Source organism: Georgenia sp. Z2081 (assembly GCF_055326445.1).
The window spans coordinates 1-13,505 of record NZ_JBUZNK010000003.1 but is presented as its reverse complement, the minus strand read 5'-3'; the positions used below and the strand labels follow the sequence as shown (position 1 = coordinate 13,505).

The following is a 13,505-nucleotide window of genomic DNA, read 5'->3' as shown; positions in this document are numbered from 1 at the left end:
GAAGGCCCCCGCGGGCCACAAGGCCACGGCCCTCGCGCAGCCATATCGCCGCCTGTCGGACGTCCCCGGCTGCGAGCGCCTCCTCGAGCGGCGCACCAACCGTACTGACCGGAGCATCCGTGGGCGTGCCATCCATGCGTGGTTCCCTCTCGCGTCAATCCTCGCGGTCCCGGTCGATCCGGGCCTGGAACGACCGGGGCGGGCGGCACGCACCCGCCCCGGTCGGTCCCGATCGGCCGTGGCCGACCGACGGCTGCTACTCGGTCGGCGCGTTCTCCGCGAACCGCGTGACGACGAGGTCCTCGAGCGGGACATCGTTGTCGAAGTCGAACAGGCCTGCCGCTCGGAACGCCTCCTGCTGGAGCTGGAGCTGCTCGGTGGCCGGCGCGAGGTCCGGCTCCCACACGTAGGACGGGTTGGCCTCCAGGACCTCGAGATCCTGACCCGTGGCATCGGCCAGGATCTGGAGGATCTCCGGGTCGTACGGGTCGTCCTGGAGGTCGAGGGAGCCGCGGACGAGCGCGTCGAAGAACGGCTGCGCGAGGTCCGAGTCGATGAACTCCTCGTTGTAGATGACACCGGACGCGATGGTCCCGGCCGGGGGGAGGGCGAACTGCTCCGCGGTGCCGTCCTCCTCCATCGCGGTGGTGAAGGGGGCAGGTGGCATCGCCGCGTCCGCCTGGCCGTTCGCGAGGGCGCCCGCCATGTCCCCGAAGCCCACGTTGAGGACCTCGATGTCGTTGAGCGTGAGGTCGGCCTCGAGAAGCACCGCCGCGAACTGGTACGCGCCGGCACCACCGAGGCCGCCGGACAGTGCGACGGTACGTCCCTCGAGGTCGGCGATCTCGCTGATCTCGCCGGACTCGACGAGGTCGGCAGCCACCATGAGCGCGGTGGGCGAGTTGTCGGGCTCACCACCGCCACCTCCCATGGAACCGACCACGCGGATCTCCAGCTCGTCGTTGACTGCGGAGAACAGGCCCGAGCCGAAGCCTGCGATGAGGACGTCGGCCTGGCCGGCGGCGGTCAGCGGGATGGCGTCCTGACCAGCCTGGACCGTGTCGAGCGACAGCTCGATGCCGGCGTCCTCGAAGTAACCACGTTCGTCCGCCACGTACAGGGGCGCGAACAGCGTCGAGGGCACGTGGATGACGTCGACCGTCTCGAGGCCACCGGCATCGCCGCCGTCGCCATCGTCGTCGGATCCACCGCACGCACCGAGCGTGAGGGCAAGTCCCGCCGCGGCTGCGGCGGCGATCGGGGTCTGTCGTCTCATCTTCTCTCCTTGTGGGTGAACGAACCGATCACCGGTTCGAGCGACGACTCCGTCGTCGTCCTGCGCCGTCGCGCCGCCACGGCACGGCGAGTCGCTCGACGACGTTGACCACGAGGGTGACCAACGCGCCCAGCAGCGCCACGGTGACGAGGCCGACGTACATCTTCTCCGGCTGGAACAGCTGCCAGGAGTTCCAGATCAGGTAGCCCAGACCGGAGTCCGACGCCACGAACTCGACCGCGGTCACGATGACCACGCCGAGGCCGGCAGCCACCCGGAACCCCGTGAACACGGCCGGGAGGATGCCCGGCAGGATCACGTGCACGAGCCGCTTGGTACCCACGGCGCCGTAAGCGGTCGCCGCCTCCTGGACCTTGGCGTCGAGCTGGCGGATCCCGCCTTGGGTGTTGATCTGGAGGACGAAGAACACCGTCACCGCGACCGCGATGATCCGGGAGGTGTCGTTGAGCCCGAAGATGAGGAACAGCAGGGGCAGGATCGCGATCTTCGGGAGTGCGTACAACGCCGAGAACAGGGGGCCGAATGCCGCGTTGGCCGCCCGGGACATCCCGAGCAGCATGCCGACGACCACGCCGAGGAGACCACCGGCGACATAGCCCGTGGCGAACCGGTAGACGGTGACGGAGATGTGATCGCCCAGCTCGCCCGAGGCGAGCATCTCCCACGTGCGACGGAACACCTCGCTCGGCGCCGAGAAGAGGCGTGCATCGATCGCGCCCGTCCGCGCGCCCCACTCCCACAGTGCGAGCAGGAGGATGGGCGTACCGATCGAGAGCACGAGGTCGCGGGTACGCAGCCGCTTCGCACGGGCCGCCTCGGCCCGCGCGGCCTGCTCGACGACGGAGTCGTCGATGCGTCGCTCCCCCTCGGCCCCTCGGTGACGGTCGTCCGTCGAGACGTCCTGTGTGGTCCCGGTGCTCATACGCGGGCTCCCTCGCTCGCCATGACCTCGTCACGCAGGTCGTTCCAGATGCCGTAGCGCAGCCCGGCGAACTCGGCCGTGGCCTCGAGGCCCATCGTACGGGGCCGCGCGAACGGGACGTCGATCTCGCGGCGGATACGCCCGGGGCGGGCGGACATCATCACGACCCGGTCGCCGAGGAGGATGGCCTCCTCGATGGAGTGCGTGACAAGGACGACCGTCTTGCGCTCCTTCTCCCACAGATCGATGAGGAGCTCCTGCATGAGCTGGCGCGTCTGGGCGTCGAGGGCGCCGAGCGGCTCGTCCATGAGGAGGAGATCGGAACCCGTGGCGAAGGCACGGGCGATGGCGGTGCGCTGTCGCATGCCGCCGGAGAGGTTGTGCGGGTAGGCGTCCTCGAAGTCGCTCAGCCCGACGGCGTGGATCCACTCGCGGGCGGTGGCGATGCGGCTCGCCCGTCGCACGCCGTTCATGCGAAGACCGAAGGCCACGTTCTCGAGGACCGTGTACCAGGGGAAGACGCCGTGCTCCTGGAACACGAATGCGGGCCGGCCGGACGTCGCCATGGCGACCTCGCCCGCGGTCGCGGTCTCGAGGCCGCCGATGATGCGCAGGAGCGTCGACTTTCCGCACCCGGACGGGCCGAGGATGCAGACGAACTCGCCCTCGTCGACGTTCAGGGCAACGTGGTCGAGCGCCACGGTGGTGCCGGCCGCCGAGAAGAAGACCTTGGAGATGTCGCGCGCCTGGATCGCGCTGGAGTCTGGGGAAGTCACTGGGCCTCCGGGTAGGTGGGTGAGCCGGACGCGCGCGGCGGCTCCGGTGAGCAGAATTCTCCGCCGAGCAGATGGAGCCAGCCGGCGGACGGGTCGTGCTCGACGGGAGTCTCGAGCACTCGGTCACGGTATGCCTCGGCGTCGTCCTGTGGCGTGAAACCGATGTGTGCGGCGGCAGCGGCGCTCACGTACCGGCCGGAGTTCGCGGAGACCCCGAAGACAGTAGTGCAGCCGACGACCTGGGCCGCGAGCGACGCGAGGACGAGCCGGCCGGCGTCGGCGGGCGAGAGCCATGTCCGCAGGTGACGCCGCCCGGTGGGCTCCGCCTGCCGGCTGCCGATGCGTAGGAGGACCACCTGGAGTCCCCACCGTTCCGCGTACAGCGAGCCGAGCGCCTCGACCGCTGCCTTCGAGGCGCCGTAGAAGGTGTTCGGCCGGACGGCGACATCGTCGGGGATGCGGTCCTCCTCCGGGACGGGCGTGAGGTCGGGCCCGATGGCCACCTCGGGGACCGGGACGAATCCGACGGCGTGGATCGAGCTCGCGAGGACGGCGCGGTGGACGCCGGCGAGCCGGGCCGCCTCGAGGACCACCTGGGTGCCGCGCACGTTGACGTCCCACAACCGGTCGGGGTCGTCCTCGAGCGGGATGCCGGCGAGGTGGACCAGGGCGTCGGCGCCTGCGACCGCCGCGCGCATCTCGGCGAGGTCGGTGACGTCGGCCCGGACCGGCAGGAGCCCGGGCCGAGTGTCCGGCGGGGCGAGATCGACGGCCACGACCTCGTGTCCGGCGTCGAGCAGGGCCGGCGTGACGTCGGCGGCCAGCGACCCCCCGGCCCCGGTCAGGACGATCCGGCTCACTGCGCGCCTCCCCTCGTCGGTACGCAGGTCACAGGAGTGCCCTCTGCTCCGCGAGCACCGAGCGGGTCCAGGCGACGTCCCGACCACGGCCCTCGGCGTAGCCGGCGGCGGCAACTCCGGCCGCGTGGCCAGTGCCGAAGGAGGTGCCCATGACGCGCACCGAACCGAAAGCGTGCGGGTCTGCCGAGACGATACGACCGCCGAGGAAGAGGCCCTCATGGCTGGCCGATGCGACCGCTCCGTACTGAATGTCGAAGTGGCCGCGGTCGGCGACACGCTCGTAGCGTGTGACGCCCGGCTCGAGATGGAGCTCCATCGGCCAGCCGCCACGAGCCACCGCCGTGTCGGGGTAGCGAGCGCCCGTCCGGACGTCGTCGGCGCTCACGGTGGCAGTTCCCGCTCCGCGGCGTGCCTCGCGGATCCCTATCTGTGGGCCGGTGGAGAGTAGGTACGCGTCCGACCAGCCGGGAACGCCCTCGCGCAGTGCACGTAGGTAGTGCCAGCTCTCGGCACGGCTCTCGATCTCGGCACGGGTGAGGTCGCGCGGGTCGAGGGCGTCGACGACCTGGTCGGCGAGGAGGAGCATGACGTCGCCGACCACGGGGGTCCGCACGGCGATCCCGCTCGTCCGGTCGATTCGCGCCCCGGTGCGCTCGATGTATGCGCCGACGGCGGCGTCGAGCACCGACGGTGTGATCTCCGGGCCGCCGTCGGCGATGCCGCCGATGCGCATGACCTGGGTGGCGGCCTGTCGGTCCGCGACGGCGGAGACCTCCATCGTCGCGCCGAGCTGTCCGGCGAGGGCGCCGTCGCCGGAGCAGTCGACGACCGCGCGCGCGGCGACCGTGTCCACACCTCCGCGGTGCAGGAGGTCGAGCTCGAAGGGACCTTCGGCGGTGCCCCGCGCGCCGGCGAGCGTGGTGTGGAGGAGGAGGTCGACGTCGGAGTCGAGCACGAGCTCGTCGTAGACCCGCTTCATCGTCTCGAGGTCGAGCAGCACGATGGTGTTACCCGTGGAGCTGACGGTGTGGACCTTGTACAGGTCCTGGGCCGCGAGCCGGTCAAGGACGTCCTGGCCGATACCAGCGACCACCTGGCGGCGCTGTTGGTCGAAGAAGCCGCAGTGAGTGAGGACGCTCGAGACCGTGGCCGCGCCGCCGAGGTAGCCGTAGCGCTCGACGAGCAAGGTGCGGGCTCCCGTACGGGCCGCTCCGACGGCCGCCGCGATCCCAGCTGCTCCCCCGCCGACAACGACGACGTCGTACTCCACCATGCACGCTCCCTTGCGTCCGTCGGCCACTCGGGCGAGTGCCGACCGCCAGGCTCACACGGTTGGTCGGCAACCGGAATTGCCTCCTCCCTCGCGGCCATGCCCGGGAGGCATAGGTTGGAGACGTGGAGCTTCGTCACCTGTCGTACTTCGCGGCCTGCGCCGAGACCGGGTCGATGTCCCGCGCGGCCGCACGCCTGGCGATGACCCAGCCCTCGCTCTCGAGGCAGGTCCGCAACCTCGAGCGCGAGCTCGACACTCAGCTTCTTCGGCGCAGCTCTCGCGGGGTGACGACGACGGCAGCCGGCGAACGCCTCCTGCGGCACTATCGCCGAATCTCCGCGGACATCGCTCGGATCCCCGACGTGATGACAGCCGCGGCCGCCGAACGGGAGACGGTGCGGGTCGGCATGCCCCCGAGCCTGCCCACCAGCTGGTTCACCGAGGTCATGGGTGACCTCCGCGAGCATCACCCGCACATCGATCTCGACCTCGTCGACCTCTTCACCCCGGAGCAGGAGCGAGCCCTGAAGGAGGGACGTCTCGACGTCGGGATACTGCACCATGACGCGGGCGGGCTCGTCACTCGCGAAGTGCTCCGCCAGCAGCTCGGCGTCGCCGTGCGGCCCGAGCTGGCCGGCGTGGTGCGCTCGCTGGCCGACATGCACGGTCGCCGGGTGCTGGGCCATGAGACGTGGGAGAACTCCGGCCAGTGGCGGGACCTCGTCGCCGCTGCGGCCGCTGTGAGTGCCGCAGTGGACTGGCGGTTCCGCCGGTTCAGCGAGCACGTCGAGCTCGTCGCCCTCGCTGCCGGGGCGGACGGGCTCCTTGTCACCAGGGACACCGCGCAACGCTTCGTACCGTCCTGGCCGTGGGTAGCGATCAGCCCGGGTGCGCTCGAGCTGACGAGCTGGGTGGCGTACTCGCGCGGAGCGGGCGAGGCGGCCCTCGCCGTCGCGGCGGCGATCTCGGCGCGGCCGTACGAGAAGCCGGCACTCTAGGGCGTGTCTGCCGTCGGGGTGGTGAGGCGCCCTAGATGAGCGACCGCGCCCGGGAGGTCTCGGCGCGGCGCTCGCCGATCCGCACGTGGACGACCGACCGGCCGGAGATCGGCGCCGCGAGCACCGCCTGGAGCTCGTCGAGCGTCCGCGGGGCCCGGTAGTCGGCGCCGTACCCGCGCGCGAGGGCCTCGAGGTCGGCACGCTGGGGCGTGGTGAACAGGCGCGCGAAGCCGTCCGGGGAGGCGTCCGCGTGGCCGAGCAGCGCGAAGATCGCACCGCCCGAGTCGTCGGCGACGACGACCTGGACGTCGACGTCGTCCTCGAGGGTGCCGAGCAGGAGCCCCCCGACGTCGTGCAGGAGGGTGAGGTCGCCGAGCAGGACCCGCACCGGTCGGCCCGTGCCGCGCGCGAGGCCGACGGCGGTGGAGATCGTACCGTCGATGCCGGCCAGGCCGCGGTTGGACAGCACGTGCGGGACCGGGTCCATCCAGGGCTGGCCGACGAGGTCGATGTCGCGGACCACGCGGGAGGCGCCGAGCACGAGAGTGCCCGAGTGCCGGGCGGCGCCGGCGACGACGGCCGCGGTGACGAGCGCGTCCAGCGTCCCGTCGTCGGGCGGGCCGGCGGCGGGGTGGGCGAGGCGGGCGACGACCGAGCGCCCGGCGTCGAGCCAGAGGTCGAGCCAGGCCTGCTCGTCGGGGCCCGGCTGTCCCTCGGGCTCGAACCCGGCGGCGACCGTGCGGGCGGTGCCCGCGGCGTCGGGCCAGCGGCCGGACGGCGAGGCGACGACGACCTCGAGGTCCTCGCGGGCGAGCAGGCGGGTGACGGGCCGGGACAGGGTGGGGTGGCCGGCGACGACGACGCGCTGGACGCAGCCGCCGAGCTGGGCGAGGTCGAGCAGCTCGCGGTAGGCGCTGACGGCGCACCGGCCGCCGCGCGAGCCGGACGTCGGCTCGGCGAGCAGGGGCCAGCCGCCACGCTCGGCGAGCCTGCGCGCCTCCGGGCCGGAACCGTCCCCGGCGACGACGACGGTCCGCGGTCCGCGCCCGAGCGGAACCGAGGAGCGTGAGTGGTCCGGGCGGGCGACCGGCCGGACCGCGGGCGCCTCGCCGGGCACCCAGGGGCGCTCGGGCGCGAGTGGCTCACGGAAGCCGAGGTTGAGCTGGACCGGACCCGGGTCTCGCGTCCGGGCGCCGGTGGCGGCGGCGAGCGCGCGCGCCACGTGCTGGGTGAGCGGCGGGCCCGCCGGCGCGTCCGCCGGGACGTCGACGAGGTGGCGCAGGGCGGGACCGAAGAGGCCCACCTGGTCGGTGGTCTGGTTGGCGCCGGTGCCGCGCAGCTCGTGGGGCCGGTCCGCGGTGAGCAGGACGAGCGGCACCCCGGCCGCGTCCGCCTCGAGCACGGCCGGGTGGAGGTTGGCGACCGCGGTGCCGGAGGTGGTGACGACGGCGACGGGCCGCCGGGCGAGTGCCGGGTCGAGCCCCGCCGGCGCCTCGAGCTCGCCGGCGCGGGACAGGCCGAGCGCGACGAACGCGGCGACGCGCTCGTCGACGCGGACGGTGAGCCGGAGCCAGCCGGCCCCCTCGGCCGCGTGCAGGGCGTGGGCGAGCGGCGCGGAGCGAGAGCCCGGGGCGAGGACGACGTCGCGCACACCGCCGGCGACGAGCGCCCGGACGACGTCCCGGGCGACGAGGTGGGCGGACGCCTCCGGCGGCAGGTCCCGCTCCCCCGCGGCCCCGGTCGCGCTCATCGGGTCGCCGCCGTCAGGTAGCCGGTCACGTCGGCGAGCCGGGCGAGCCAGCGCGCCTCGGTCCCAGGATCCGCGGCGGGGACGGCGTCGGGCTCGATCTCGCGCACCGGGAGCAGGCCGCCAGCAGGCAGGAGCGGTGTGGTGGTGACGTCGGCCTCGAGCAGGTGCCCGGTGGCGAGGCCGGCGGCCAGGGGGACGCCGTCGAGGGTGTTCTCGGGCAGCGCGGCGGCGAGCGCCACGCCGGCGGCGAGGCCGACGGAGGACTCCAGGGCGGAGGAGACGACGACGGGCAGCCCGGCCTCCTCGGCGAGGCGCAGGCAGGCGCGGACCCCGCCGAGCGGCTGGACCTTGAGGACGAGGACGTCGGCGGCGCCGGCGCGGGCCACCCGCAGCGGGTCCTCGGCGCGGCGCACGGACTCGTCGGCGGCGACCCGCACGCCCGAGCGGCGGCGCACCGCGGCGAGGTCCTCGACGCCCGCCACCGGCTGCTCGGCGTACTGCAGGCCGCCGGCCGCACGGTCGAGGTCGGCGAGCCTGGTCACGGCGGTCTCGACGTCCCAGCCGGCGTTGGCGTCGACCCGGATGTGCCCAGCCGGCCCGAGGGCCTCGCGGACGGCGGCGACCCGCTCGATCTCCTCGGCGAGCGTCTGGCCGGGCTCGGCGACCTTGATCTTCGCCGTCGTGCACCCGCCGGAGGCGGCGACGATCGCGGCCGCCTGCTCGGGCCCGACGGCGGGGACGGTGACGTTGACCGGGACGTGGCTGCGCAAGGCGTCCGGGTACCCGTGGTCCACGGCCTCGAGGGCGGCGGCCAACCACGGGGCGGACCCGGCGTCGTCGTAGTCCCAGAAGGGTGAGAACTCCCCCCAGCCGGCGTCCCCGCGCAGGAGCAGCCCGTCACGACGGGTGATCCCCCGGAACCGGGTGCGCAGCGCCGTCGAGTACACGGCGCGCGCGGCAGGGCGCTCCGGATCGGCGGGATGGGGCACCGACCCAGCGTAACCGCGCCCCGACCACCCGGCCCGGCGACGCGGGGGCGCGGCGACCCGGGTTCGTGAGGTCGCGGACGTGGATGCGCGCCGGGCTACCGTGGCCGGGTGAGCGAGATCCCCACGCAGGTGTCCGAGACGTTCGACCCGCAGGCCTGGCGGGACGTCGAGGGGTGGTCGGCGACCGACGTCACCTACCACCGGGGCGTCGAGCGCGGCGCCGACGGCGAGCGGGACCTCCCGGTGGTGCGCATCGCGCTGAACCGGCCCGAGCTGCGCAACGCGTTCCGGCCCCGCACCGTCGACGAGCTGTTCCGGGCGCTCGACCACGCGCGGCTCACCACCGACGTGGGCACGGTGATCCTCACCGGTAACGGGCCCTCCCCGAAGGACGGTGGGTGGGCGTTCTGCTCGGGCGGCGACCAGCGCATCCGCGGCGCGGACGGCTACCGGTACGAGGTCGACGAGGCGGACCCCCTCGCGGAGGCGGGCGCGCGGCGCGAGCAGGTCGACCCGGCCCGCGCCGGTCGGCTGCACATCCTCGAGGTCCAACGACTCATGCGCACGATGCCCAAGGTCGTCGTCGCCGCGGTGCCCGGGTGGGCCGCCGGCGGCGGGCACTCCCTGGTCATGGTCTGCGACCTCGCGATCGCCTCGCTCGAGCACGCCCGGTTCAAGCAGACGGACGCGGACGTCGGGAGCTTCGACGCCGGCTACGGCTCGACGCTGCTGGCCCGCCATGCCGGGGACAAGCGGGCCCGCGAGATCTTCTTCCTCGCCCGCGAGTACTCGGCGGCCGACGCCGAGCGCTGGGGCGTGGTCAACGAGGCCGTCCCCCACGCCGAGCTCGAGGCGAAGGCCCTGGAGTATGCGCGGATCATCGCGACGAAGTCCCCGCAGGCGATCCGCATGCTGAAGTTCGCCTTCAACCTCGCCGACGACGGCCTCGCCGGCCAGCAGGTGTTCGCGGGCGAGGCGACGCGGCTGGCCTACGGCGGCGCGGAGGCTCAGGAGGGCCGGGACGCGTTCGTTCAGAAGCGTGACCCGGACTGGTCGGGCTTCTCCTACCCGGTCTGACGCGCGGTCCGGCGCGCGGCCCCGACGATCCCGCACCGCGCGGCCCGCCTACCCTGACCGTATGGAGAGCGTCGAGGTGCTGCCCGGCGGCACGCGACCGGGCGACGTCGCGGCCCTCCACGAGGCGCTCGCCAGGCGGATCGCCGGCGCCGACCTCCCCCCGCTGCTGCCGGTCGCCCCGGGCACGGACCCCGCCCGGGCGTGCGCCGACCTCGCCGAGAACCTCGAGCGGCCCGTGCCCGACGGCACCGTCGCCCTGCTGCGCACCTCCGGCTCGACCACGGGACAGGGGCACGTCGTGGCGCTGACCGCCGACGCGCTCACCGCCTCCGCCCGCGCCACGCACGAGCGGCTCGGCGGCCCGGGCCGCTGGATCCTCGCCGTCCCCGCCCACCACGTCGCGGGCCTGCAGATCCTCACGCGCTCCGCCGTCGCGGACCTCGAGCCGGTGGTGCTCGACACCGCCGACGGGTTCGACCCGGCCACGCTCGCCGAGCTCGCCCGGACCACCACGGGCGACGGCGCCCCCGGAAGGAGCCCGCGCACCTACCTCTCCCTGGTACCGACCCAGCTCGTGCGCGCGCTGGCCGCCGGGCCGAAGGTGACCGGGGCGCTGGCACGGCTGCACGCGGTCCTCGTCGGCGGCGCGGCCCTTGCGCCCGCCGCCCTGCGCTCCGCGACGGAGGGCGGGATCACGGTGGTGCGCACCTACGGGATGACGGAGACGGGCGGCGGCTGCGTCTACGACGGCCGGCCGCTGCGCAGCGTGCGGGCCGAGGTCGACGAGGAGTCCCGCATCTGGCTCTCGGGCCCCGTCCTCGCCCACGGCTACCTCGACGACGCGGCCGCCGACGCACGCACGTTCGTGGGCGGCCGGCTGCGGACCACGGACGCCGGACGGCTCGACGACGACGGCACGCTCGAGGTCCTCGGCCGCCTCGACGACGCCGTGACGTCCGGCGGCGTCACCGTGGCGCCCCTGGCGGTCGAGCGCCGGCTCGGCGAGCTGGAGGATCTGGCCGAGTCCGCGGTCGTCGGCGTCCCGCACCCCGAGTGGGGAGAGCTCGTCGTGGCCGTGGTCGTGCTCGCCGGGGACCGCGGGTCCGGGCCGACGAGCGTGCCCGAGCTGCTCGCCGTCGCCCGTGCGCGGACGGCCGACCTGAGCCCAGCCCACGCGCCTCGAGCGCTCGTCGTCGTCGACCGCCTGCCCCTGCGCGGCCCCGGCAAGGTCGACCGGCGTGCCGTCACCGCGGTGGCCGCGCGCGCGCTCGGGCTGGGTGCGGACACCGCGAGCGGCAGCCACGCGGACGTGACCGTGGCCGGCGTCGCCCGCTACAAGGCGCGTCCCGCGCTGGGCTAATCTCGCCCGGGCGGTCGGGACGTGTCCGGCGCCCGGGAGCAGGAGGTGTCATGGCGAGCGTCGCCGACTGGATCGAGGGCGCCCGTCCGCGCACCCTGCCGGCGGCCGTGGCCCCGGTGCTGCTCGGGACGGGGGCCGCCGCGCAGGTCGGCGCCGCCTCGCTCCCCCGGGCGCTGCTCGCCGCGGGCGTGGCACTCGCCCTCCAGGTCGGCGTCAACTACGCCAACGACTACTCCGACGGCGTGCGCGGCACCGACGAGTTCCGCACCGGGCCGCAGCGGCTCACCGGCGGCGGGCTCGCGGCGCCGGGCCGGGTGCGGGCGGCCGCACTGGCGAGCCTCGGCGTCGCGGGGGTGCTCGGGCTGGCGCTCGTCGCACTCACCGGCCAGTGGTGGCTGCTCGCGGTCGGCGCCGTGTGCGTCCTCGCCGCCTGGGGCTACACCGGCGGCGCCCGGCCCTACGGGTACCTGGGGCTCGGCGAGGTCTTCGTCTTCGTGTTCTTCGGGCTCGTGGCCACGCTCGGCACCACCTGGACGCAGGCCGCCACGCTGCCGTGGACGGCCTGGGTGGCCGCCGTCGGCGTCGGGCTGATCGCCTGCGCCCTTCTCATGGTCAACAACATCCGCGACATCCCCACCGACGTCCCCGCCGGGAAGCGGACGGTCGCGGTGCGGCTCGGGGACCGGCTCGCGCGCTGGACCTACGTGGCGATGGTGGCCCTGCCGCTCGCGCTCGGTGCGGCGTGCGCGATCGTGGCGCCCTGGTCGCTGCTCGTGCTCGCGCTGGTGCCCCTGGCGTGGCGCTGCTGCGCGCCGGTGCTGCGCGGGACCGCCGGCCGGGGCCTCGTCATGGTCCTGCGGGACACGGGCCTCCTCGAGCTGGGCTACGGGCTGCTGCTCGGCACGGGCCTCGCGCTCGCCTGACCCGCCGGCCGTCCCGGCCGCCCGGGCGCGCGACGCACGGGCGCCGTCACTCCTGCTCGGCGTCGAGCCCCTGCGCGGCCGGCGGCTCCGGCGCGGGGTCGACCTCCCAGGTCTCCCGGTCGGGGGCGGACGCCCGGCCGTCCTCGAACGGCGCCGGCTCGACGTAGATCTGCAGGCGCAGCGGCACCGAGGCTCGCGCCCGGGCCTCGGCGGCGTCGACGGCCCGCGCGACGTCGGCGGCGGTCTCGGCGGCGGGGACCGCGACCTTGGCGGCGACGAGGACCTCGTCGGGCCCGATGTGCAGGGTGCGCATGTGGATGACGCGCTCGATGTCCTCGCCGTCGACGAGCGCGCGCTCCAGGGCGGCCTGGTGCTCGGGGAGCGCGGACTCGCCGATGAGCATGGAGATCATCTCGCGGGCGAGGAAGACGGCGATGACGACGAGCAGGACGCCGATGGCGCCCGACCCGAGGGCGTCCCACCGGCCGTCGTCGGTCACGAGGGTCATGCTGACGCCGAAGAGCCCGAACACGAGGCCCAGGAGCGCGCCGGTGTCCTCGAGGATGATCGTCGGGATCTCCGGGGACCGGGACTCCTTGAGGTAGCGGAACCACGAGCGGTCGCCCTTGACCGCGGCGCCCTCCTTCAGGGCGGTCCGCAGCGCGAAGCTCTCGAGGACCACGGCCAGGACGAGCACGACGATCGGCACCCACTGCCAGTCCGTGATGGGGTGCGGGTCGGAGAACTTGTGCCACGCCTCGTAGATGGCGAACAGACCACCGAGCGTGAACAGGACGATCGAGACGACGAACGCCGCCACGTAGCGCACGCGCCCGTAGCCGAACTGGTGGACCTCGGAGGCCTTCCTCGTCGCCCGCCGCCCGCCGAGCAGCAGGAGCGCCTGGTTGGAGGAGTCGGCGACCGAGTGGACGCCCTCGGCGAGCATCCCTCTGTGTCAGCCTGGTGTGAGACACAGGGGGTGGGGACTGGAGACGTTCATGAAGAACGGGTATCGCGGGCCGCGTCGGCACACGATCCAGGACCGGATCGACATCGTGGCCGAGTACGAGAACGCTGACTTCGGGCGGCGCGTCGAGGTACTGCGTCGGCACGACATCGCTCACTCGACGTTGTTGCGATGGCGTGACCAGCGTAATGCTGGCCTGCTGGAGCCCAACAGCGAGAAGAAGGCGAGCAGGCTCTATATGACGCGTAACGACCGGGCGGAACTGATCCGTCTGCAGCAGGAGAACGCCCAGCTCAAAGCTGATCTCGAGCAG

13 protein-coding genes are annotated in these 13,505 nt (G+C 74.0%); 5 read left to right on the top strand and 8 right to left on the bottom strand.

Annotated features, from left to right (window positions below):
- Positions 1–256: 256 nt before the first annotated feature.
- The 5 genes from ACZLKG_RS05860 to ACZLKG_RS05840 are packed head-to-tail and all read right to left on the bottom strand — an operon-like array spanning position 257 to position 5,128.
- Entirely contained in the window at positions 257–1,276 is a 1,020-nt protein-coding gene (locus ACZLKG_RS05860; protein WP_463648234.1) for an ABC transporter substrate-binding protein, read from the bottom strand.
- A 28-nt stretch (positions 1,277–1,304) separates the two neighbouring features.
- Complete coding sequence (locus ACZLKG_RS05855; protein ID WP_463648233.1) at positions 1,305–2,219, bottom strand: ABC transporter permease; 915 nt, start codon at positions 2,217–2,219, stop codon at positions 1,305–1,307.
- Complete coding sequence (locus ACZLKG_RS05850; protein ID WP_463648232.1) at positions 2,216–2,995, bottom strand: ABC transporter ATP-binding protein; 780 nt, start codon at positions 2,993–2,995, stop codon at positions 2,216–2,218. The genes ACZLKG_RS05855 and ACZLKG_RS05850 overlap by 4 nt, the downstream gene beginning before the upstream one ends.
- Entirely contained in the window at positions 2,992–3,855 is an 864-nt protein-coding gene (locus tag ACZLKG_RS05845; RefSeq protein ID WP_463648231.1) for an NAD-dependent epimerase/dehydratase family protein, read from the bottom strand. The genes ACZLKG_RS05850 and ACZLKG_RS05845 overlap by 4 nt, the downstream gene beginning before the upstream one ends.
- Before the next feature lie 28 nt (positions 3,856–3,883).
- The gene (locus tag ACZLKG_RS05840; protein WP_463648230.1) at positions 3,884–5,128 is read right to left on the bottom strand and encodes an FAD-dependent oxidoreductase; all 1,245 of its coding nucleotides are present in this window, start codon (positions 5,126–5,128) and stop codon (positions 3,884–3,886) included.
- A gap of 122 nt (positions 5,129–5,250) precedes the next feature.
- Here ACZLKG_RS05840 and ACZLKG_RS05835 point away from each other — a divergent pair, with 122 nt between their 5' ends.
- Positions 5,251–6,126, top strand: coding sequence for a LysR family transcriptional regulator (locus ACZLKG_RS05835; RefSeq protein WP_463648229.1), 876 nt, complete (start codon positions 5,251–5,253; stop codon positions 6,124–6,126).
- A gap of 31 nt (positions 6,127–6,157) precedes the next feature.
- Here the strand turns inward: ACZLKG_RS05835 and menD are convergent, their stop codons facing one another.
- Together menD and ACZLKG_RS05825 are read right to left on the bottom strand one after the other, a co-directional pair.
- Entirely contained in the window at positions 6,158–7,876 is a 1,719-nt protein-coding gene (menD, locus tag ACZLKG_RS05830; protein WP_463648228.1) for a 2-succinyl-5-enolpyruvyl-6-hydroxy-3-cyclohexene-1-carboxylic-acid synthase, read from the bottom strand.
- Positions 7,873–8,865 (bottom strand): o-succinylbenzoate synthase, encoded by a 993-nt coding sequence (locus ACZLKG_RS05825; protein ID WP_463648227.1) that lies wholly within the window; start codon positions 8,863–8,865, stop codon positions 7,873–7,875. Before ACZLKG_RS05825 ends, menD begins: the two co-directional genes overlap by 4 nt.
- Positions 8,866–8,973: 108 nt before the next feature.
- On the opposite strand from ACZLKG_RS05825, the gene ACZLKG_RS05820 reads away from it, so the two are divergent.
- From ACZLKG_RS05820 to ACZLKG_RS05810, 3 genes are all read left to right on the top strand, one after another.
- Positions 8,974–9,942 carry a 1,4-dihydroxy-2-naphthoyl-CoA synthase gene (locus ACZLKG_RS05820; RefSeq protein ID WP_463648226.1) on the top strand — a complete coding sequence of 323 codons (969 nt, stop codon included), beginning with the start codon at positions 8,974–8,976 and terminating at the stop codon, positions 9,940–9,942.
- A gap of 61 nt (positions 9,943–10,003) precedes the next feature.
- Complete coding sequence (locus ACZLKG_RS05815; RefSeq protein ID WP_463648225.1) at positions 10,004–11,302, top strand: AMP-binding protein; 1,299 nt, start codon at positions 10,004–10,006, stop codon at positions 11,300–11,302.
- Positions 11,303–11,352: 50 nt separating this feature from the next.
- Complete coding sequence (locus tag ACZLKG_RS05810; protein WP_463648224.1) at positions 11,353–12,225, top strand: 1,4-dihydroxy-2-naphthoate polyprenyltransferase; 873 nt, start codon at positions 11,353–11,355, stop codon at positions 12,223–12,225.
- Between the two features lie 46 nt (positions 12,226–12,271).
- Here ACZLKG_RS05810 and ACZLKG_RS05805 read toward each other — a convergent pair whose 3' ends face one another.
- Entirely contained in the window at positions 12,272–13,171 is a 900-nt protein-coding gene (locus ACZLKG_RS05805; protein WP_463648223.1) for a cation diffusion facilitator family transporter, read from the bottom strand.
- A gap of 52 nt (positions 13,172–13,223) precedes the next feature.
- On the opposite strand from ACZLKG_RS05805, the gene ACZLKG_RS05800 reads away from it, so the two are divergent.
- The coding region (locus ACZLKG_RS05800) for a transposase (protein WP_463648222.1) at positions 13,224–13,505 on the top strand (282 nt) is incomplete at its 3' end.

Excerpts from the sequence above, each read along its gene's own strand:
- ACZLKG_RS05805 (WP_463648223.1), bottom strand. The coding sequence starts at position 13,171 with ATGCTCGCCGAGGGCGTCCACTCGGTCGCCGACTCCTCCAACCAGGCG.
- ACZLKG_RS05855 (WP_463648233.1), bottom strand. The coding sequence starts at position 2,219 with ATGAGCACCGGGACCACACAGGACGTCTCGACGGACGACCGTCACCGA.
- ACZLKG_RS05860 (WP_463648234.1), bottom strand. The coding sequence starts at position 1,276 with ATGAGACGACAGACCCCGATCGCCGCCGCAGCCGCGGCGGGACTTGCC.
- ACZLKG_RS05810 (WP_463648224.1), top strand. The coding sequence starts at position 11,353 with ATGGCGAGCGTCGCCGACTGGATCGAGGGCGCCCGTCCGCGCACCCTG.
- ACZLKG_RS05815 (WP_463648225.1), top strand. The coding sequence starts at position 10,004 with ATGGAGAGCGTCGAGGTGCTGCCCGGCGGCACGCGACCGGGCGACGTC.
- menD (WP_463648228.1), bottom strand. The coding sequence starts at position 7,876 with ATGAGCGCGACCGGGGCCGCGGGGGAGCGGGACCTGCCGCCGGAGGCG.
- ACZLKG_RS05840 (WP_463648230.1), bottom strand. The coding sequence starts at position 5,128 with ATGGTGGAGTACGACGTCGTCGTTGTCGGCGGGGGAGCAGCTGGGATC.